At 67.6% G+C, this 19,530-nt stretch carries 19 protein-coding genes; 14 read left to right on the top strand and 5 right to left on the bottom strand.

From position 1 onward, the window contains the following. Window positions 1-446: 446 nt before the first annotated feature. On the bottom strand, window positions 447-1,286 hold the full coding sequence (locus AC5RV3_RS00005; RefSeq protein ID WP_494120445.1) for a hypothetical protein: 840 nt from the start codon (window positions 1,284-1,286) through the stop codon (window positions 447-449). Between the two features lie 234 nt (window positions 1,287-1,520). On the opposite strand from AC5RV3_RS00005, the gene AC5RV3_RS00010 reads away from it, so the two are divergent. The 10 genes from AC5RV3_RS00010 to AC5RV3_RS00055 all read left to right on the top strand — a co-directional run bounded on the left by AC5RV3_RS00010 (window position 1,521) and on the right by AC5RV3_RS00055 (window position 11,220). Continuing rightward, the gene (locus tag AC5RV3_RS00010; RefSeq protein WP_494120446.1) at window positions 1,521-2,321 is read left to right on the top strand and encodes a hypothetical protein; all 801 of its coding nucleotides are present in this window, start codon (window positions 1,521-1,523) and stop codon (window positions 2,319-2,321) included. Further along, on the top strand, window positions 2,311-3,291 hold the full coding sequence (locus AC5RV3_RS00015) for an HAD-IIA family hydrolase (protein ID WP_494120447.1): 981 nt from the start codon (window positions 2,311-2,313) through the stop codon (window positions 3,289-3,291). The genes AC5RV3_RS00010 and AC5RV3_RS00015 overlap by 11 nt, the downstream gene beginning before the upstream one ends. A gap of 60 nt (window positions 3,292-3,351) precedes the next feature. Then, on the top strand, window positions 3,352-3,555 hold the full coding sequence (locus AC5RV3_RS00020; protein ID WP_494120448.1) for a hypothetical protein: 204 nt from the start codon (window positions 3,352-3,354) through the stop codon (window positions 3,553-3,555). Between the two features lie 5 nt (window positions 3,556-3,560). Beyond that, a complete protein-coding gene (locus AC5RV3_RS00025) occupies window positions 3,561-4,433 on the top strand; it encodes a TlyA family RNA methyltransferase (protein WP_494120449.1) in 873 nt (290 codons plus the stop codon). Then, window positions 4,430-5,425, top strand: coding sequence for an NAD kinase (locus AC5RV3_RS00030; RefSeq protein WP_494113766.1), 996 nt, complete (start codon window positions 4,430-4,432; stop codon window positions 5,423-5,425). The genes AC5RV3_RS00025 and AC5RV3_RS00030 overlap by 4 nt, the downstream gene beginning before the upstream one ends. Next, the gene (gene recN / locus AC5RV3_RS00035; RefSeq protein WP_494120450.1) at window positions 5,422-7,134 is read left to right on the top strand and encodes a DNA repair protein RecN; all 1,713 of its coding nucleotides are present in this window, start codon (window positions 5,422-5,424) and stop codon (window positions 7,132-7,134) included. Before AC5RV3_RS00030 ends, recN begins: the two co-directional genes overlap by 4 nt. 118 nt (window positions 7,135-7,252) lie before the next feature. Next, a complete protein-coding gene (gene pyrG, locus AC5RV3_RS00040) occupies window positions 7,253-8,974 on the top strand; it encodes a CTP synthase (RefSeq protein ID WP_494120451.1) in 1,722 nt (573 codons plus the stop codon). After that, a complete protein-coding gene (locus AC5RV3_RS00045; protein ID WP_494120452.1) occupies window positions 8,975-9,652 on the top strand; it encodes an NUDIX domain-containing protein in 678 nt (225 codons plus the stop codon). Between the two features lie 93 nt (window positions 9,653-9,745). After that, a complete protein-coding gene (gene xerD, locus AC5RV3_RS00050) occupies window positions 9,746-10,639 on the top strand; it encodes a site-specific tyrosine recombinase XerD (RefSeq protein WP_494120990.1) in 894 nt (297 codons plus the stop codon). 77 nt (window positions 10,640-10,716) lie between these two features. Next, the gene (locus tag AC5RV3_RS00055; protein ID WP_494120453.1) at window positions 10,717-11,220 is read left to right on the top strand and encodes an 8-oxo-dGTP diphosphatase; all 504 of its coding nucleotides are present in this window, start codon (window positions 10,717-10,719) and stop codon (window positions 11,218-11,220) included. On the opposite strand, the gene AC5RV3_RS00060 is transcribed toward AC5RV3_RS00055, so the two are convergent. Genes AC5RV3_RS00060 through AC5RV3_RS00075 form a run of 4 tightly spaced genes read right to left on the bottom strand, consistent with a single transcriptional unit; the run spans window position 11,217 to window position 15,497 of the window. Next, entirely contained in the window at window positions 11,217-12,377 is a 1,161-nt protein-coding gene (locus AC5RV3_RS00060) for a bifunctional 2-methylcitrate synthase/citrate synthase (RefSeq protein ID WP_494120454.1), read from the bottom strand. The genes AC5RV3_RS00055 and AC5RV3_RS00060 overlap by 4 nt on opposite strands. 21 nt (window positions 12,378-12,398) lie before the next feature. Beyond that, on the bottom strand, window positions 12,399-13,304 hold the full coding sequence (prpB, locus tag AC5RV3_RS00065; protein ID WP_494120455.1) for a methylisocitrate lyase: 906 nt from the start codon (window positions 13,302-13,304) through the stop codon (window positions 12,399-12,401). After that, the gene (locus AC5RV3_RS00070; protein ID WP_494120456.1) at window positions 13,305-14,825 is read right to left on the bottom strand and encodes an MmgE/PrpD family protein; all 1,521 of its coding nucleotides are present in this window, start codon (window positions 14,823-14,825) and stop codon (window positions 13,305-13,307) included. Beyond that, window positions 14,826-15,497, bottom strand: a complete 672-nt coding sequence (locus AC5RV3_RS00075; RefSeq protein WP_494120991.1) for a GntR family transcriptional regulator — start codon at window positions 15,495-15,497, stop codon at window positions 14,826-14,828. 263 nt (window positions 15,498-15,760) lie between these two features. Between AC5RV3_RS00075 and AC5RV3_RS00080 the strand changes: the two genes are divergently transcribed. From AC5RV3_RS00080 to AC5RV3_RS00095, 4 genes are read left to right on the top strand one after another with little or no spacing between them, the layout of a single operon-like run. Then, window positions 15,761-16,651 (top strand): ParA family protein, encoded by an 891-nt coding sequence (locus tag AC5RV3_RS00080; protein ID WP_493987502.1) that lies wholly within the window; start codon window positions 15,761-15,763, stop codon window positions 16,649-16,651. Further along, window positions 16,651-17,598, top strand: a complete 948-nt coding sequence (locus AC5RV3_RS00085; protein ID WP_494113757.1) for a segregation and condensation protein A — start codon at window positions 16,651-16,653, stop codon at window positions 17,596-17,598. The genes AC5RV3_RS00080 and AC5RV3_RS00085 overlap by 1 nt, the downstream gene beginning before the upstream one ends. After that, window positions 17,591-18,217 carry an SMC-Scp complex subunit ScpB gene (scpB, locus tag AC5RV3_RS00090; protein WP_494120457.1) on the top strand — a complete coding sequence of 209 codons (627 nt, stop codon included), beginning with the start codon at window positions 17,591-17,593 and terminating at the stop codon, window positions 18,215-18,217. Before AC5RV3_RS00085 ends, scpB begins: the two co-directional genes overlap by 8 nt. 59 nt (window positions 18,218-18,276) lie before the next feature. Then, a complete protein-coding gene (locus tag AC5RV3_RS00095; RefSeq protein WP_494120458.1) occupies window positions 18,277-19,527 on the top strand; it encodes a pseudouridine synthase in 1,251 nt (416 codons plus the stop codon). Window positions 19,528-19,530: the final 3 nt, after the last annotated feature.

Consider the following 19,530-nt stretch of genomic DNA (forward strand, 5'->3'; position numbering starts at 1 on the left):
CGATGGTACTGCACTCGGGAGGGTGTGGGAGAGTAGGTCGCCGCCGGACATTCTTTGAACACGGGAAGGCCCCGCCAACGATGGCGGGGCCTTCCCGCGTTTAACCAGGGTCCCGATTCGTTAGTGGAGTCACAGTCCGCCGGCGGTTGTCTGCAAGTAGCGGAACAGTCGGCTGGACTAGAATGGATCGATGGTACGGGCGCGCCACAGAGAATTGCGCCCACAACAAGACAAGCATTTCATAGGGATTTTGATGGCTGTGGTTGGCTGGTTCGACCTTGGCCCGCACTGAGAGGAGTTCCGGCATGGCTGATTTCCGGGGTCGTGAAGGACGAGACGACAGGGGTGCAGGCAGAGGCAACTTTGGCAACCGGTCAGGAGCCGAGCGCTCCAGCGAGGGCGGCCAGAGAAAGCGCCCCGACAACCAGGACCGGCGCAGCAGCGCCTCAGGTAACGCTGGCGGCTTCCGTTCGCGGGATGATCGTCCGCGTGAGGATCGTGGTGAGCGTCGGGACTTTGGGGATCGTCGTTCGCAGGGGGACCGCCCCCGCCAAGACCGCGGCAGCAGCAGCCGATCGGGTAGCGACGGTTTCCGTTCGCGGGATGATCGTGGTGAGCGTCGGGACTTTGGTGACCGTCCCCGTCAGGACCGTGGTGAGCGTCGGGACTTTGGCGATCGTCGTCCGCAGGGGGATCGGCCGCGTCAGGACCGTGGCGGCAGCGCATCCGGTAATGACGGCGGCTTCCGTTCGCGGGATGATCGGCCGCGTCAGGATCGTGGTGAGCGTCGGGACTTTGGCGATCGTCGTCCGCAGGGGGATCGTCCGCGTCAGGATCGTGGTGAGCGTCGGGACTTTGGCGATCGTCGTCCGCAGGGGGATCGTCCGCGTCAGGATCGCGACGGCGGCACATCCGGTACGGCTGGCGGCTTCCGTTCGCGGGATGATCGTGGTGAGCGTCGGGACTTTGGTGACCGTCCCCGCCAGGATCGTGGTGAGCGTCGCGACTTTGGCGATCGTCGTCCGCAGAGTGACCGTCCCCGTCAGGATCGTGGTGGTAGCGCATCCGGTACGGCTGGCGGCTTCCGTTCGCGGGATGATCGGCCGCGTCAGGATCGTGGTGAGCGTCGGGACTTTGGTGATCGGCCGCGTCAGGATCGTGGTGAGCGTCGGGACTTTGGTGATCGGCCGCGTCAGGATCGTGGTGAGCGTCGGGACTTTGGTGATCGGCCGCGTCAGGATCGCGGTGACAGGTCGTTCGACCGTGCCGGCGGAGCCCCCGAACACAACGCCCGGGACCTGCGCAGCTCCAACCGGGTCGACCGCCCGCGATCGCCGGAGATTGACCCCGACGTCACAGGGACAGAACTGGACCGCGTCACTCGCGCCCAGCTGCGGACCTTGGAATCCAAGAACGCTGAATGGGTTGCCAAGCACTTGGTGATGGCCGGACGGCTACTCGACGAGGAACCGGAACTGGCCTTCCAGCATGCCTTGGCGGCAAGCCGCAGGGGTGGGCGTATGGCACCAGTGCGAGAGGCCGTCGGCCTGACTGCCTACGCGGCCGGTCACTACGGTGAAGCCCTGAGGGAGTTCCGCACCTTCCGCCGGATCAGCGGTTCCAACGAGCACCTGCCGATCATGGCCGACTGCGAACGTGGCCTCGGGCGCCCGGACAGGGCGTTGGAGCTGACACGATCAGAGGACGCCGAAACTCTGGATACGACGGGCAAGGTGGAGCTGGCGATTGTGGCTTCCGGTGCACGCTCCGATCTGCAGCAGTATGATGCGGCGGTTGCAGCCTTGGAGATTCCGCAACTGGACCGGAACCGGGCGTTCTCCTACAGCCCGCGGCTCTTCCGCGCTTATGCGGACGCTTTGGATGCCGCTAACCGCAGCGAGGAAGCACAGCAGTGGAGACGCCAGGCGATGGTGGCCGAAAACGCTCTGGGTGTGGGAGATTTTGCCGAACCTGAGATTGTCGACTTGGTCGGCGATGACATGGAACCGGCCGACGGCCCGCGCGAGGCAGGATCCGCTGCTGAAGAGCCAGCTCTGGTCGGCGACGCCGGCATGACCGGGCCGGTTGAATCTGAAGAGGCGATGCCGGACGACGGTGAAACCGAAACTGCGGACGAGTCTCTGGCAGGCTCCGATGAAGTGGCTGCTCCAGCTGCTACGGACGCCGAAGCTACGGACGCCGAAGCTACGGACGCCGAAGCTACGGACGCCGAAGCTACGGACGCCGTAGACACGGACGTCGAAGCCACGGGCGCTCCCGGCGCCGCACCTGCGCCGGCCAGCAGGGACAATGACGGTTAAGCCCCTGATCTCCGGCTATGACGCCGTGCTGTCGGATCTGGACGGCGTCGTCTACGCCGGGCAGAAGGCCATCCCCGGGGCCGTCGAAGCGTTGAAGCGCCTCGCGGAGACCCGGACCGCACTGGGGTACATTACCAACAACGCGTCCCGGTCACCGGCGCAGGTGGCCGCTCATTTGCGCGAGCTCGGTGCGCCGGCCACCGCCGATCAGGTCTTCGGATCGGCACGCGCCGGTGCGCTGATGCTTGCTCGGCACGTTCCCGCGGGCTCCAAAGTCCTGGTCACGGGCAGCCAGACACTGGCGGATGAAACAGCGGCCCAGGGCTTCGTCCCGGTCCGCTCCGCCCTCGATGCTCCGGTTGCCGTGATCCAGGGGTTCGACCCAGAGCTGGGCTGGAAGGACCTGGCGGAGGCGTCATTCGCGGTCGCCGCTGGCGCCGTCTGGATCGCCACCAACACCGACCTGACCATTCCCCGGGAGCGTGGGATCGCCCCCGGAAACGGGTCATTGGTGGCCGCCGTCCAGGCGGCCACCGGCGTGGCCCCTCTGGTCGCAGGAAAGCCGGAAGCGGGCATCTTTACGACGGCGGCTGCGGCGTTGGGAGCGCACCGGCCGTTGGTGGTGGGGGACCGGCTCGACACTGACATCCTGGGCGGCAACAACGCAGGCATGGACACGGCAGTCGTACTGACCGGCATTGACGGGGTCGAAACGGTGCTCGCCGCGCGCACGGCGGAACGGCCACGGTATCTCCTGGGCAGCCTGACCGAACTGTACCGGCCCTATCCTGCCGTTACGCCTGACGGCTCCGGGTTCCGCTGCGGTGCAGCGCTGGCCGCCGTCGAAAACGGAAAGCTCACCGTCTCCGGCAGCCGGGAGGATGCGGACACCTGGCGGGCTGCCTGCGCGGCCTGGTGGGATGCCTATCCGCACCAGGCATCCGCGGCCACGCCTGACCTTTCCGACTGAACGCCGATATTAGACTGACTCATGCGGTTGGGAACATCCGCCGACGCAAGGGAGGAAAGCTTGCACCTGCCGGAAACAGGGGAAAGCGGCGGCCAGATGCAGCCGCAGTGGCCAGTCCCCGGTGACTCCACGGCCGACGAGTCAGTCGACACCATCATCTCCGCCCTGACCCGTATTCCGGACCTCCCGGTACGCGAGCACCAAGCGGTGTACCAGCAGATCCACGACGATTTGTTGGCCGACCTGGAGACCGAGGCTGATTGAGCCCAATGCCCAGACTGGACCAGGAGCTCGTTGCCCGCGGATTGGCACGGTCCCGTACCCATGCAGCGAAGCTCATAGCGTCAGGGCGGGTCAGCCGTGCCGGAACCGTTCTGACCAAGGCGTCGGCCGCCGTCGGCCCGGACGACCGGCTGGTTGTGGCCGCCGACGGAGGCCCCGACTACGTCAGCAGGGCCGGACACAAACTGGCCGGCGCACTGGCGGCCTTCCCCGCAGTTGATCCGGCCGGCCTGCGCTGCCTCGATGCCGGAGCTTCTACCGGCGGTTTCACCGATGTACTGCTTCGCTCCGGGGCGCGGGAGGTCGTCGCCGTGGACGTCGGGCATGGCCAGCTCGTCGACGCGATTCGCACGGACAGCAGGGTCAGGGTGTTCGAAGGCATGAACGTCCGGTATCTCGACCCGGCAGCGATCGGCGGACCGGTGGATCTGACCGTCGCGGATTTGTCGTTCATCTCCCTCACCATGGTCATCGAACCCTTGGCCGGCGCCACCCGTCCGGCCGGGAATCTCCTGCTGATGGTCAAGCCGCAGTTCGAGGTTGGCCGCGAACGGCTGGCGCGCACCGGCGTCGTAAGTTCACACGCGGAACGCTACAGGGCGGTACGCAACGTTGTTGCCGCGGCCTTGGAGAGGGGGCTGGACGTACGCGGATTGGCGGCCAGTCCGCTCCCGGGTCAGGACGGGAACGTCGAATATTTCCTGTGGATAAGTGTGCCGCCGGGGGCTCCCGAGCGCAGAACGGGTAGTGTGCTGCAGGGGGCAGTAGACGCAGCAATGGCCGATTTCCCGCAGGATCGGGGAGCTCGGCCGGACCAGTTGAATGAACCGAGAGGGCAGGAACCGGAAGTGGAGCGATGAGCCGGCGGATATTGGTGCTCGCGCATACCGGGCGGGCAGACGCCTTGGCGGCCGCCCAGGAAACGTGCGCCCAACTCCACTCGTCGGGCCTGGTGCCGGTCATGCGACGGGAGGAGGTCGGACACCTCCAGGAGACCTATGGCGAGCTGGCCGTTCCCACCGAGATCCTGGACGAGGACATCAGCCTGGACGGTGTCGATCTGGGCATGGTGCTCGGCGGTGACGGCACCATCCTGCGCGCCGCTGAACTGGTCCGGGAATCGGACGTCCCGCTGCTTGGCGTCAACCTTGGACATGTCGGCTTCCTGGCCGAGAGCGAGCGGGCGGACCTGGCCCAGACGGTCCACTGGGTGGTAAACCGCGAATACACAGTTGAAGAGCGCCTGACCATTGACGTGCAGGTGTGGCTGGACAAGCGCAAGATCGGCCATACCTGGGCGCTGAACGAGGCAGCGGTGGAAAAAGGCGACCGGCAGCGGATGCTGGAAGTAGTGGTCGAGGTCGATGCCCTGCCCATCAGCTCGTTCGGGTGCGACGGCGTGGTGATGGCCACCCCCACCGGGTCGACGGCCTATGCCTTCTCGGCGGGCGGCCCGGTGGTTTGGCCGCAGGTGGAAGCCCTGCTGATGACACCGATCAGCGCCCACGCGCTGTTCGCCAAACCGTTGGTGGTTGCCCCGGATTCGATCATGGCAGTGGAAGTGCTCAGCCGCAGCGATGCCAACGGCGTATTGTGGTGCGACGGCCGCCGCAGCTTGGAGCTGCCGCCCGGTTCCCGGATCGAAGTGACCCGCTCCAACAAACCCGTGCGGCTGGCCCGCACCCGGAGAACGCCGTTCTCGGAGCGTTTGGTCCGCAAATTTGAACTACCGACGTCGGGATGGCGCGGCCCCGTCAGCCCCTCGGAAGAACAACCGCCGACCTCGTCCCTGCCTACCGTGCGAACAGTGGAACCACGCTACGCCCAGCCAAGCCAGGAGGCGCCGAAGTGATCGAAGAAATCCGGATCCGCAACCTGGGCGTCATCACCGAGGCCACGCTTCCGTTGGGGCCGGGCCTGTCGGTGGTGACGGGCGAGACCGGAGCCGGCAAGACCATGGTGGTCACCGCGCTTGGCCTGTTGCTGGGAGCCCGCGCCGACGCCGGGGCGGTGCGGACCGGGGCACCCAACGCCGTGACCGAGGCCGTGGTTCAGCTTGCCGCGGGAAGTCCTGCCCTGGCCCGCGCTAGTGAAGCGGGGGCGGACATCGACGAGTTCGACGGCGGAGCCGAACTGATGCTCGCCCGTACGGTGAACGCCGACGGCCGCAGCCGCGCGCACGTCGGCGGCCGGGGAGCGCCGGTGGGAACGCTGGCCGAAATAGGCGGCCACCTGGTGGCGGTCCACGGCCAAACAGACCAGCTGCGGCTCAAGAGCCAGCAGGCGCAGCGGGAAGCGCTGGACAAGTTCGCCGGTGAAGCCCTCACCACGGCGCTGTCCGGTTACGCGGCATCGTTCGCCCGTTGGAAGGAAGCCAGCGCCGAGCTGGAGACCCTGCGCACCGAAGCCCGCGAACGGCTGCGCGAAGCCGAGGCGCTGCAGCAGGCACTGGAGGAAATTGATGGGCTGGACCCCCAGCCCGGTGAAGACGACGCCCTCAAGGCCGAAGCCGTGAAGCTGGCGAACGTCGAGGAACTGCGGGCTGCTGCCACCTTGGCGCACCAGGCACTCGTGGCCGAGGAGTACACCGACTCTCCGGACGCGACGGCCCTGGTGGACGCGGCGAAGCGGTCGCTGGAGCAGGTCCAGGACGAAGACGCCGAACTGGGCCGCGCTGCGGCCCGACTGGCCGAAGTCGGAATCATCCTCGCCGACGTCGCCGCGGAGTTGGCGAGCTACGGCGCCTCGCTGGACAGCGAGGGCCCGGGCCGGCTGGAAGAGGTCGAAGCGCGCCGGGCCGACCTGGCACGGCTTGTGCGCAAATACGCGCCCAGCATCGACGAAGTCCTCGAGTGGGCCGTTCAGGCCCGCAGCCGCCTGGAGGACCTGACCGACGACTCCAGCCGGATCGAGCGGTTGGAGGCGGAAATCGCCGAACTGGACTCCGCCTTGGCCGTCCGGTCCGCCGCCGTGACGGCGCTGCGGCGTGAAGCCGCTGCCGAACTTGGCCGCCGGGTCGGCGCAGAACTGTCGGCCCTTGCCATGGCCGAGGCCGAACTGTTGATCGACATCGAACCGGCGCCCGCCCTGACGGTGCACGGCGCCGACGTCATCACGTTCTTGCTGAAGCCGCACCGGGGCGCCCCGCCGCGCCCGCTCGGCAAGGGTGCCTCCGGCGGTGAACTGTCCCGCGTGATGCTTGCCATCGAAGTGGTGCTGGCGGAGGTGGATCCCGTGCCCACCTTCGTCTTCGATGAAGTCGATGCCGGCGTCGGCGGCAAGGCAGCCGTCGAGATCGGCCGTCGCCTGGCCATGCTGGGCCGCTATGTGCAGGTCATCGTGGTGACGCACCTGCCGCAGGTGGCGGCCTTCGCCGACCAGCACATCCGCGTGATCAAGACGGCCGGCGGGGACGACGGCGGAATGACCGCCAGTGACGTCCGGTTGCTCGACGACGAGGAACGGGTGACCGAACTGGCCCGCATGCTTGCGGGCCAGGAAGAATCCCATTCCGCCCGGGCCCACGCCCAGGAACTGATCGACGGAGCGAGGGCGCTGTAGCATCGGCTACAGGCACGACCAGCCCCGCCGCCGGCGGGGGAGGAGTTGACCGGCGGGTGTGTGTTCGCACACCCGGCAGCGGTCGGAACGGCCTTGAGATCCGAGGGCGTCCAGAAAGGTGATAGGCTCGAATTCCGTGGTGCAGCGAACTAATTCCCGGTTTTCCAAGTCGTCCAAGACGACCAAACATATCTTCGTCACCGGCGGCGTGGCGTCCTCGCTCGGGAAGGGACTGACGGCTTCAAGCCTCGGCCACCTGCTCCGTGCCCGCGGCCTCTCCGTGACGATGCAGAAGCTCGATCCCTATCTGAACGTGGATCCGGGCACGATGAATCCCTTCCAGCACGGTGAAGTCTTCGTCACGGACGACGGCGCGGAAACCGATCTGGATATCGGACACTACGAGCGGTTCCTGGACGAGAACCTGGACGGCTCGGCAAACGTGACCACCGGCCAGGTTTACTCCACGGTGATCGCCAAGGAACGCCGCGGCGAATACCTCGGCGACACCGTTCAGGTCATCCCGCACATCACCGATGAGATCAAGCGCCGCATGCGCCTGCCCGCCGAGCCTGTCGCGGGCAAGAAGGTTCCGGACGTGATCATCACCGAGATCGGCGGCACCGTCGGCGACATCGAGTCGCAGCCGTTCCTCGAATCCGCCCGCCAGGTCCGCCAGGATGTCGGGCGGAACAACGTGTTCTTCCTCCATGTCTCGCTGGTGCCGTACATCGGCCCGTCGCATGAGTTGAAGACCAAGCCGACACAGCATTCCGTCGCCGCGCTTCGCTCCATCGGCATCCAGCCGGACGCCATCGTCATCCGGTCCGACCGGGAAGTCCCCGCGGCGATGCGGGAGAAAATCGGCCGCATGTGCGACGTGGACATCGACGCAGTCATTGGCTGCCCGGACGCGCCAAGCATCTACGACATCCCCAAGACCCTGCACTCGCAGAACCTGGACGCGTACATCGTGCAGCACCTTGACCTGAAGTTCAAGGATGTCAACTGGACGAAGTGGGACCGGCTGCTGTCGGCGGTCCACAACCCGAAGCACCACGTCGAGGTGGCGCTGGTGGGCAAGTACATCGACCTGCCCGACGCCTACCTGTCGGTGACCGAAGCGCTGCGCGCCGGCGGCTTCGCCAACCAGACCCGGGTGAAGATCCGTTGGGTTCCCTCGGACGACTGCGCCACCGAAGAGGGCGCGGCCGCCGCACTCGACGGCGTGCACGCCATGTGCGTTCCCGGCGGCTTCGGCATCCGTGGCCTGGAGGGCAAGCTCGGCGCACTCAGGTACGCCCGCGAACACAAGCTGCCCACCCTTGGGCTGTGCCTGGGCCTGCAGTCGATGGTGATGGAGTACGCCCGCAACATCGTGGGACTGGAAGACGCTTCGTCCACCGAGTTTGATCCGGACACCAAGCACCCGGTGATCGCAACCATGGCCGAGCAGCTGGACATCGTCGACGGCAAGGGCGATTTGGGCGGCACCATGCGCCTGGGCCTGTACGAGGCAGCGCTGCAGTCGGGTTCGGTCGTTGCAGAGACCTACGGCAGCACCAAGGTCAGCGAACGTCACCGTCATCGCTACGAGGTCAACAACGAATACCGCGACCAGCTGGCTGCGGCGGGCCTGGTTTTCTCGGGTACCTCCCCGGACGGCAAGCTGGTGGAGTTCGTTGAACTGCCCCGTGACGTGCACCCTTACTACGTCTCCACCCAGGCGCATCCGGAACTCAGCTCGCGCCCCACGCGCCCGCACCCGCTGTTCGCGGGCCTCGTTGCCGCCGCCCTGGAACATGGCAAGGCCAAGACACCGGCAAAGTCCGGAGCCTGAGTGTCGGCACACCCCGAGGCCTTCGCGGACGTCCCTGATCCGCGTCCGCTGGTCGACAGCCATACGGTGTACCGGGGACGCATCTGGGACGTGGTCAGCGACACCTTCACCCTCGGCCCGGGTACCGGCGAGACGTTGGTGCGCGACTACATTGCACATCCGGGGGCGGTGGCCATCCTGGCGATGGACACGCAAGGACGGGTCCTGCTGCTGAGGCAGTACCGCCAGCCCACCAGGATGTCGCTGTGGGAGATCCCCGCGGGCCTGCTGGACGTGGACGGCGAGGACTTCGTGGATGCCGCCGTGCGGGAACTCGCCGAGGAAGCGGATCTGGTGGCCGGCCGCTGGAACGTGCTCGTGGACTTCTTCAATTCGCCCGGGTCATCCAGCGAGGCGATCCGGATCTACCTGGCCCGTGACCTCTCGGAGGTTCCGGAAGCCCAGCGGCATCAGCGCACCGATGAGGAAGCCGAGATCGAGCACCTCTGGGTGGATCTGGACGACGCGGTGGACGCGGTCATGGCCGGACGTCTGCACAATCCGTCGGCCGTGACCGGGGTGCTCGCCGCCGCCAGGGCTGCCGCCACCGGCTTCGAGGACCTGCGCCCGGCAGATGCTCCATGGCCCGAGCATCCCAGCCAGCGCCCGGACGGTGCCGCTGGAACCGGCCGGGACTGATCCGCCATCGCGTCCGTGCAGGCCCCGTCAGCCAAAGGAGACGAATTCACCGCGACGCCGTTGGGCCGCGCCGCGGGCGACTACTTGCAGCACATGGCGGTGGAACGCGGGCTGGCTGCCAACACCGTAGCGGCCTACCGCAGGGATTTGGGCCGTTACCTGCGTTTCCTGCAGGCGCGTGGGGTCGGCGTGCCGGCCGCGGTGACCCGGCACGATGTCTCGGCGTTTGCCCAAGCCATCACCGATGGGTCCGACGGCGCCGCCGCGCTGAGCGTCAGGTCCGCGGCGCGGACCATCGTGGCCGTGCGGGGGCTGCATAAGTTTTGGACGCTTGAAGGGATCACGGAAACCGACCCCGCCACTGACGTGCACCCGCCGATGCCCGGCAAACGCCTGCCGAAGGCGATTTCCGTAGCGGCTGTGACCCGGATCCTCGAGTCGGCCGGGGCAGACACCCCCACCGGGCTGCGCGACCGGGCGCTCTTGGAGTTCCTGTACGCGACCGGCGCGCGGATCAGCGAAGCGGTTGGCCTGGACGTCGACGATGTCAGCGTCGAACCGCAAGGCGACGGTCCCGCCGTCGTCCGCCTGTTTGGGAAAGGGTCCAAGGAGCGGCTGGTGCCGCTGGGCTCCTTTGCTGCCCAGGCGGCGGACGCATACCTCGTCCGGGGACGCCCGGCTCTGGCCGCGAAGGGACGCGGCACGCCGGCGTTATTTTTGAACGCCCGCGGTGGCCGGCTGAGCCGCCAAAGCGCCTGGACCATTTTGAAGACTGCCGCGGAGAAGGCCGGGATCACCCAGCCCGTTTCCCCCCACACCCTCCGGCACTCCTTCGCCACCCACCTGCTGGAGGGCGGCGCGGACGTCCGGGTGGTGCAGGAGCTGCTGGGCCACGCGTCCGTCACCACGACGCAGATCTACACGCTCGTCACCGCCGATACCCTGCGCGAGGTTTACGCGGCGGCGCATCCGCGGGCCCGGGGCTGACGGGTATCCGCGGAGCGCGGGTTGGTTGCAGCAGAACATAACCCCCGGAGCCATGGCGCCGGGTTAGACTCGCTGCCATGACTGTCGCCGTTGCCCTGTGCTTCCTGCTCCGGGAGGAGGACGGGCGCCGTTACGTGCTCCTCGGCCGGAAGAAGACCGGGTTCGGCACCGGGAAGGTCGTGGGGGTCGGCGGCAAGGTGGAGCCGGGCGAGGGCGACGACGATGCAGCCCGCCGGGAGATGCAGGAAGAGACCGGAGTACGCGTCGGGCCCGAGGCGCTGGAGCAGGCCGGACGCATTTTCTTCGATTTCCCGGAACAGCCCGCGTGGAACATGGACACCGCGCTCTTCGTGGCCCGGCGGTGGGAGGGCGACCCGGTCGAGTCTGCGGAAATTGCCCCGGCCTGGTACCGCGTGGACCGGCTGCCGCTGGGGCAGATGTGGCAGGACGCCGGCCATTGGCTGCCGCTGGCGCTGTCCGGGCAGCGGCCGCGGCTGCGGGTGCTGATGCAGCCGGATAACGAAACAGTGGCCGGCGTCGAGAATCTCGACACCGGCCACCGCGTGGCCTGGCAGACTTAGCGTCCCAGCTCCCGCTGGGCGGGCCCGTTGTATTCACTGAGCGGACGGATCAGCGAGTTCGACTCCAGCTGCTCCATGATGTGCGCCGTCCAGCCGGTGATCCGGCTGGCCACGAACAGGGGAGTGAACATTTCCGTGTCGAACCCCATCAGGTGGTAGGTGGGGCCGGCGGGGTAGTCCAGGTTCGGCTTGATGTCCTTCGCCTCGGCCATCGCGTGCTCCAGGCCGTCGTACAGGCCGAGGATTTCGGGGCGGCCGTAGTGGTCGATCATCTTGTCGAGGGCGGCCTTCATGGTCGGCACGCGGGAATCACCGTGCTTGTAGACCCGGTGGCCGAAGCCCATCACCTTCTTCTTTTCCGCCAGGGCCTGCTCCATCCAGGTCCGGGCCCGGGCGGCGGCCTCCTCGCGGGTTTCGTCGGTGCGGATGCCGATTTGTTCGAAGGTGTGCATCACCGCTTCGTTGGCGCCGCCGTGCAGCGGGCCTTTCAGCGCGCCGATGGCACCGGTGACGGCCGAGTGCAGGTCGGACAGCGTGGAGGTGATGACCCGGGCGGTGAAGGTGGAGGCGTTGAACGAGTGCTCCGCGTACAGGATCATGGAGACGTTGAACGCCTCCACGACCTCGGGGGCAGCCTCCTCGCCGAAAGCCATCCAAAGGAAGTTCGCCGCGTAGCCCAGGTCTTCGCGCGGTTCCACCAGGTCCTGGCCGCGGCGCCTGCGCTGGTCGTAGGCCACGACCGCCGGGAAGGCCGCAAACAACTCCAGGGCCTTGGCCATGTTCGCCTCCGGCGACGAATCCTCGGCCAGCCGGTGGCGGGCGCCGATCACGCTGGCCGCGGTCCGGCAGACGTCCATCGGGTGGGCTTCAACCGGCAGCGAATCGATGACCGACTTCACCACCGGATCCAGTGCGCGGCCGCCGCGTTCGGCCGCGGTGAAGTCCCGCAGCTGGTCCGCGTCGGGCAACTCTGAGTTCCACAGCAGATACGCCACCTCTTCGAAGCTGCAGTGCGCGGCCAGATCTTGGACCGGGTATCCGCGGTACAGCAGCGAGTTGGTCTCCGCGTTGACCTTGGAGATCTTCGTGGTGTCGACGACGACGCCGGCCAGCCCCTTGCGGATCTGCGGTGCTTCGGTTGATGCATCAGTGCTCATGGCGACTCCTATGTCTTGTGGTCAGTGCCGGCCGGGCACCGGGAAATTGAATACAGAGGTGTCGAATTGGTTATACGCCTCATAATCCACCAATTCGTACAAACGCGCACGGGTGAGCATGTCCGCGACCTGCGATTGCTGGGTCCCGTCGGCCTTGATGGCGTCGAGGGTCCGCTCGGCCGCGCCCATGGCGCTGCGCAGCAGAGTGACCGGATAGATCACCATGGTGACCCCGGCGGACGACAGCTGGTCCGCGGTGAACAGGTCGCTCTTGCCGAACTCGGTCATGTTGGCCAGCACGGGCACGTCAACTGCTTCGCGGATGGCAGCGAATTCCTCCAGTGTCCTCATGGCTTCCGGGAAGATGGCGTCGGCGCCGGCGTCGACCAGCGCGCGGGCACGGTCTTGGGCGGCAGCCAGGCCGTCGACGGCTCGGATATCGGTCCGCGCCATGATCAGGAAGTTTTCGTCCCGGCGGGCGTCCGCGGCGGCGCGGATCCGCTTGCTCGCGGTCTCCAGGTCCACCACGTTCTTGCCGTCCAGGTGGCCGCAGCGCTTGGGATTGAACTGGTCCTCGATGTGGCAGCCGGCCAGGCCCGCGTTCTCCAGTTCCTGGATGGTGCGGGCCACGTTCATGGGTTCGCCGAAGCCGGTGTCGGCGTCCACCAGGGCCGGCAGGTCGGTCACCCGCGCGATTTGGCCGGCCCGGGCAGCGACTTCGGTCAGCGTGGTCAGGCCGATGTCCGGCAATCCCAGGTCGTTGGCCAGCACGGCGCCGGAGATGTACACGCCGTCGAACCCCTTCTCCTGGATCAGCCGCGCCGAGAGGGGATTGAACGCGCCGGGGAACTGCTGCAGCTCCCCGGAAGCCAGCCCCTCGCGCAGTGTCCGGCGCTTCTGCTCCGGGGTGGTCGCAGAGTAAAGCATTTAGAACAGCCCCTTCGGTCCGGCCGCGAGGTCGATGACCCCGCCGGCTGCCTGGATATTCAGCTGGTCGAGCTCACCGGCGGCGAGTTCGGGCAGGCGCTCGGCAGCGGCCAGGAACCTGTCGATTTCAGCCTCGTCGACGATTCCAGCCGCCAGCGTACGCAGCTTGTTGACGTACTGTTCCCGCGCGAACGGGCGGGCGCCCAGCGGGTGGGCATCGGCCACGGCGATTTCGTCGGTGATGACCGTGCCGTCGGCCAGGGTGATCTCCACGGAGCCGCCGAATGCCTTCTCGGAGACGTCCAACGAATGGTAGCGGCGGGTCCACTCGGGGTCTTCTTCGGTGGTGACCTTCTGCCACAGCGCCACGGTGTCCGGTCGGGCGGCCCGCTCGGGGGCGTACGAGTCAACGTGGTGCCAGGCGCCGTCCTGCAGGGCCACCGTGAAGATATAGGGGATCGAATGGTCCAGTGTTTCGCGGGACGCCGCGGGGCTGTACTTCTGCGGATCGTTCGCGCCGGAACCAATCACGTAGTGCGTGTGGTGGCTGGTCTTGATCAGCACCGACTTCACGTTCTCGGCGCGGGTGGCTTCCGGGTGCGCGCGGTGCAGCTTGCGGGCCAGGTCGATCCAGGCCTGGGCCTGGTACTCGGCCGAGTGCTCCTTCGTGTAGGTGTCCAGGATGGCGCGCTTGGGCTCGCCCGGGGCCGGCAGCGGGACGTCGTAGGAGGCGTCGGGGCCGTCCAGGAGCCAGGCGATGACTCCGTCCTCGCCCTCGTAGATCGGCACGGGAGAGGTCTGTCCGCGCATGGCCCGGTCCACGGCTTCCACGGCCATCTTGCCGGCGAAGGCCGGTGCGTGGGCTTTCCAGGTGGAGATTTCGCCCTTGCGGGATTGGCGCGTCGCCGTCGTCGTGTGGAGCGCCTGGCCGACAGCCTGGAAGATGGTCTCCACGTCCAGGCCCAGCAGCGTGCCGATGCCGGCGGCGGCCGACGGGCCCAAATGGGCAACATGGTCGATCTTGTGCTTGTGCAGGCAGATGGCCTTGACCAGGTCCACCTGGATCTCGTAACCGGTGGCGATGCCGCGCATCAAATCCCGGCCACCCGCGCCGACGTGCTGGGCCACCGCGAGTATCGGCGGGATATTGTCGCCCGGGTGCGAGTAGTCGGCGGCCAGGAACGTGTCGTGGTAATCCAGTTCGCGCACGGCCACGCCGTTGGCCCAGGCCGCCCACTCCGGGGAGGTTTTCCCGGCGACGCCGAAGACCCCGGCGCCCTTGCCGCCGCCGGAGACCGGGTGGCTCAGCGCCTGCGCCCGTGCGGCGATAATCGGCCCGCGGTTCAGGGAGGCGACCGCCACCGAGGCATTGTCGATGATCCGGTTGATGACCATCTCGGCTACGTCGTCGGTAACCTCCACCGGGTCGGTGGCTACCCGGGCAATCTTCTGGGCTAGCTGGTCCTCGCGCGGCAGGTTCTCTTCGCTGCGGTAGACGCGAACGTGGTGCTTGACGGTCATTCAGGCTGTCCTCTCGGCTGGCAGGTCGGTCCGGTGTTTCGGATCGGTGGTCTTGAAGTGTTCAAGGCTCTGGTGGAGATGGATGCGGGTGGCCGCGGCTGCCACCTGGCTGTCGCCGTCTGCGATGGCGCCGGCGATATTGGCGTGTTCGGCCGCCGACGCCAGCAGGCGGGCCGGGTTGTCCCGCGCGAGCCGGCGGATCCTCACCAAGTGGACGCGCAGGTTGGCCATCGCTTGGCGGAGGTAGGTGTTGGCAGCGGCGCGGTCCACTGCGGCGTCCAGCCTGCCGGCCAACTCGTAGTAGTCCTGCGGATCCGGCACGGCGCCGCGCATGGCCTCGGCAGCCGCAAGGAATTCCTGCTGCAGCCGCCGGAATTCGGCCGGTTCGCCGCGTTTGGCGGCCAAAGCCGTCGCCTGGCACTCCAACGCCGTGCGCAGTTCGAAGAGCTCGGTGACGTTCTCCAGCGAGACATCGGCGACGACGACCCCGCGTCCGGTGTGGGGCGTCGTCAGCCCTTCCGCGGTCAGCCGGCCCAACGCCTCGCGGAGCGGGGTGCGGGAGATGCCCAGCCGGGCGGCCTGTTCCACCTCGGCCAGGACGGTACCCGGAGGCAGCCGCCATTCCACAATGTCCTCGCGCAGCGACCAGTACGCCCGTTCGCCGGCACGCAAGTTCCGCTTCATGGTGCCAGTGTATACACAGTTGCGTCAGTCGTGCGCGAAAAGCGGAAAAAGCGCCGAGTTTGTATACATCGGTGCGCCGCCGGGCTCTCGAAGCGGGTCTTCTACCCCACCCAGGGCGCTGAACGTTAGACCTCTACTTGAAGCTAAAGGCTCGCCGGTCATCAGCCGCCTTTCGATCGATAACAGGACGGTCACTGTAACCTTGTCAGGAAGAAGAACGGCAGCGAAACGATGGAAGCTGGGTTAGATACGTGAGCAGCGAACAAGGTTCGACAACCACTCTGCGGCAAGCGGACGAGGATGTCCTGGGCCCGACCGGGCGGCCGCTGACCGAGTTCCCAGAACCGCCCGTCCTGACGTCCCATGGTCCCGCGCGAATCGTGGCCATGGTCAACCAAAAGGGCGGGGTCGGCAAGACCACGTCCACCATCAACCTCGGCGCAGCCCTGGCCGAGGTCGGCCGCAAGGTCCTGCTGGTCGATTTCGACCCGCAGGGCGCCCTGTCCGCGGGGCTGGGCACCAATCCGCATGAGTTGGACCTGACCGTCTACAACGTGCTGATGGACCGCAAGACCGACATCCGCGAGGCGATCCAAGCCACGGACGTGGAAAACATCGACCTGCTGCCGGCCAACATCGACCTCTCGGCCGCGGAGGTGCAACTGGTCAACGAGGTGGCGCGCGAACAGGTTTTGGCCCACGCGCTGCGCAAGGTCGAGGACGACTACGACGTCATCCTGATTGACTGCCAGCCCTCGCTGGGCCTGCTGACCGTTAACGCGCTCACCGCAGCCCACGGCGTGATCATTCCGCTCATCTGCGAGTTCTTCGCCCTGCGCGCGGTGGCGCTGTTGGTGGAGACCATCGAAAAAGTCCAGGACCGGCTGAACCCGCGCCTGCAGATCGACGGCGTGTTGGCCACCATGTATGACGCCCGCACCCTGCACAGCCGCGAGGTCATCGGCCGGCTGCTGGAAGCGTTCGGCGACAAGGTCTTCGAAACCGTGATTAAGCGCACCATCAAGTTCGCCGATGCCACCGTGGCCGCTGAACCGATCACCAGCTACGCGGGCAACCACGCCGGCGCGACCGCCTACCGCGATCTGGCCAAGGAGCTCATCGCCCGCGGCGGCGCCCCCTGATGAGGCCGGCGCCGGCAGGGACAGTCCCGGCAGGGACGGTGCCGGCGGGCGGTGCCCCGGCACGGCAGGACTCCGTGACCGGCGTCCAGGAGGGCGACCGGAAGCCGGCGGGCTTCGCCGTCACCCTGGACAATTTCAGCGGGCCGTTCGATTTGCTGCTGGGGCTGATTTCCAAGCACGAACTGGACATCACGGAAGTGGCGCTTGCCCGCGTCACCGACGAGTTCATCTCCTACATCCGCCGCCTGCAGGCCGACGGCAACGACAAGGCCCTGGACGAAGCCAGCGAGTTCCTCGTGATCGCGGCGACCCTGCTGGACCTGAAGGCCGCCCGGCTGCTGCCTACCGGCGAGGTGGAGGACGACGAGGACATCGCCCTGCTCGAGGCCCGGGACCTGCTCTTCGCCCGGCTGCTGCAGTACAAGGCCTTCAAGGAAATCGCGGCCCTGCTGGGCCAGCGCCTGGCCCGGGAGGCAGAACGCTTCCCGCGGCAGGTTGCGCTGGAGCCGCAGTTCGCGGCGTTGCTGCCCGAGCTCGTGTGGCGCACGCCGCTGGCGGAGTTTGCCGCCCTTGCGGCCAAAGCACTGGAGCCCAAGGAGCCCGCGCCGACCCAGGTGGGGCTCGCGCACCTGCATGCGCCGCCGGTCAGCGTGAAGGAGCAGGCGGCCATCCTTGGGGCACGCCTGCAGGCGGGCCGGCCGCTGTCGTTCCGTGCGCTCACCGATGACGCGGACGGCGCGCTGGTGGTGGTTGCGCGGTTCCTGGCGCTGTTGGAGATGTTCCGCGACGGCGTCATCGCGTTCGACCAGGTTGCGCCGCTCGGCGAGCTGACGGTCCGCTGGACCGGCCCGGATACGGATTGGACCGGCGATAGCCTCAGCGAAGAATATGACAACGCACCGGCGGCCGACACGGCCACGGACGGAACGGAGGGACGCGATGACTGATCCGCTGGAGGAATCGGCCGGGCCCCGGATCGACGTGGAGGCGTTGCCGGGCGGTGCCCGCGCCGCCTTGGAAGCGGTCCTGATGGTGATCGACGAACCGGCCACCGATGTTGAATTGGCCACAGCACTGGCCCTGCCGGTGGACACCGTCCGGGCCCTGCTGCTGGACCTGCAGCGGGATTACGACGGCAGTGCACCCGGCAGGCCCGCCGCGGAGCCGCGGGGCTTTGAGCTGCGCAACATCGCCGGCGGTTGGCGGATCTTTTCGCGCAGTGATTTCGCGCCGCTGGTGTCCCGCTTCGTGCTGGAAGGCCAGACCGCGCGGTTGACCCAGGCCGCGTTGGAGACGCTGGCCGTCATTGCGTACCGGCAGCCGGTCTCGCGGGCCCGCGTTTCGGCGATTCGAGGGGTCAATGTCGATTCCGTGGTTCGTACGCTGACTCAGCGCGGACTCATCGAGGATTCCGGCACCGATCCGGAGACCGGAGCCATCCTGTACCGGACCACCTCTTATTTTCTGGAAAGATTGGGGATAGGAAGCATCGGCGAACTGCCGGAGATCGCCCCGCATCTGCCGGGGCTGGAAAACCTGTCCGAGTACGACGACGCTTCGCTCTAGGCTGCCGGCCTCCGGCAGCAGCAGACCATTGCAGTAGTTTCCACGGGTAAGGATCCACCATGACACAACCGCCTCGTTCCGGTTCCGGACGGAACAACCCCCGCGGCGGAAAACGTCCGGGCGACGGCCGCCGGCCGGACGATGCTGAGCGCCGTCCGCAGGGCGGTTCCGCCCAGGGACGCGGCCGGCTCGGTCAGGGGTCCGGCGGCGCGGGCCGGACCGGTGCCGGCAAGCCGGGCGGCGACCGGTCCGGCGCGGCCGGACGGGACCAGGGCCGTAACGAGTTCGGCAAGAGCTCCGGTCAGCCGGGAGCCCGCCGCGGTCCGGCCGACCCCGGCGCGGCCAAGCACGGCAGCCGCAAGCCGTCGACGGCCGGTCCGGGCGCAGGAAAGCCAGGCAAACCGGCCGGCGGCAAGGCCGGCGGCAAGGCCGGTGCCGGCAAGTCACGCGGCGGGAAGCCGCAGCGTCCCGCCGGCCCGCAGCCCTTCGGGCGGGAGCGCTTCGGCCAGAACCTCGGACCGGTCAGCCGTCCGGGCCGTCCCTCGCGGGCGGGAGCGGGAGCGTCCTCCGAGCTGCACGATCCCGAGGGAGTGCGCCTGCAGAAGGTCCTCGCCGGGGCCGGTGTAGCCTCCCGCCGCGTGTGCGAAGAATTGATCCAGGCCGGCCGGGTCGAAGTGGACGGCGTGGTCGTGCGCGAACTCGGCGTGCGCGTCGACCCGTCCCGCGCCGTGATCCATGTGGACGGTATCCGCGTCCAGATGGATGAAACGCTCACGTACCTGGTCTTCAACAAGCCCAAGGGCGTCGTCTCCACCATGGAGGATCCGGAAGGACGCCCCTGCATCAGCGACTACCTCAAGCCGCAACAGGGCCAGCGGCTGTTCCACGTGGGCCGGCTGGACCAGGCCACCGAAGGCCTGCTGCTGCTGACCAACGACGGCGAACTCGCCAACCGCCTCACCCACCCGTCCTACGAGGTCCCCAAAACGTACCTGGTGCAGGTCCGCGGGCCCATGCCGCACGGCGTCGGGGCGCGGATGAAATCCGGAATCGAACTGGAAGACGGCGTGTCCTCGGTCGATTCGTTCAAGCTGGTCGACTCCACGCCGGGACATGTCCTGGTGGAAGTCGTTTTGCATTCGGGCAAGAACCGCGTCGTGCGCCGGTTGTTCGACGCCGTCGGCCACCCCGTGGAACGGCTCGTCCGGATCCAGTTCGGCCCCATCCGGCTGGGTGATCAGCGACAGGGCAGCATCCGCGCCCTGGGCCGCCAGGAAGCAGGGCATCTGCTGGCCTTGGTGGGGATGTAGCCG

This window comes from Arthrobacter sp. Y3221114 (genome assembly GCF_059092625.1).

Excerpts from the sequence above, each read along its gene's own strand:
- AC5RV3_RS00010 (WP_494120446.1), top strand. The coding sequence starts at position 1,521 with ATGGCACCAGTGCGAGAGGCCGTCGGCCTGACTGCCTACGCGGCCGGT.
- AC5RV3_RS00015 (WP_494120447.1), top strand. The coding sequence starts at position 2,311 with ATGACGGTTAAGCCCCTGATCTCCGGCTATGACGCCGTGCTGTCGGAT.
- AC5RV3_RS00025 (WP_494120449.1), top strand. The coding sequence starts at position 3,561 with ATGCCCAGACTGGACCAGGAGCTCGTTGCCCGCGGATTGGCACGGTCC.
- AC5RV3_RS00030 (WP_494113766.1), top strand. The coding sequence starts at position 4,430 with ATGAGCCGGCGGATATTGGTGCTCGCGCATACCGGGCGGGCAGACGCC.
- xerD (WP_494120990.1), top strand. The coding sequence starts at position 9,746 with ATGGCGGTGGAACGCGGGCTGGCTGCCAACACCGTAGCGGCCTACCGC.
- AC5RV3_RS00055 (WP_494120453.1), top strand. The coding sequence starts at position 10,717 with ATGACTGTCGCCGTTGCCCTGTGCTTCCTGCTCCGGGAGGAGGACGGG.
- AC5RV3_RS00060 (WP_494120454.1), bottom strand. The coding sequence starts at position 12,377 with ATGAGCACTGATGCATCAACCGAAGCACCGCAGATCCGCAAGGGGCTG.
- prpB (WP_494120455.1), bottom strand. The coding sequence starts at position 13,304 with ATGCTTTACTCTGCGACCACCCCGGAGCAGAAGCGCCGGACACTGCGC.
- AC5RV3_RS00070 (WP_494120456.1), bottom strand. The coding sequence starts at position 14,825 with ATGACCGTCAAGCACCACGTTCGCGTCTACCGCAGCGAAGAGAACCTG.
- AC5RV3_RS00085 (WP_494113757.1), top strand. The coding sequence starts at position 16,651 with ATGAGGCCGGCGCCGGCAGGGACAGTCCCGGCAGGGACGGTGCCGGCG.
- scpB (WP_494120457.1), top strand. The coding sequence starts at position 17,591 with ATGACTGATCCGCTGGAGGAATCGGCCGGGCCCCGGATCGACGTGGAG.
- AC5RV3_RS00095 (WP_494120458.1), top strand. The coding sequence starts at position 18,277 with ATGACACAACCGCCTCGTTCCGGTTCCGGACGGAACAACCCCCGCGGC.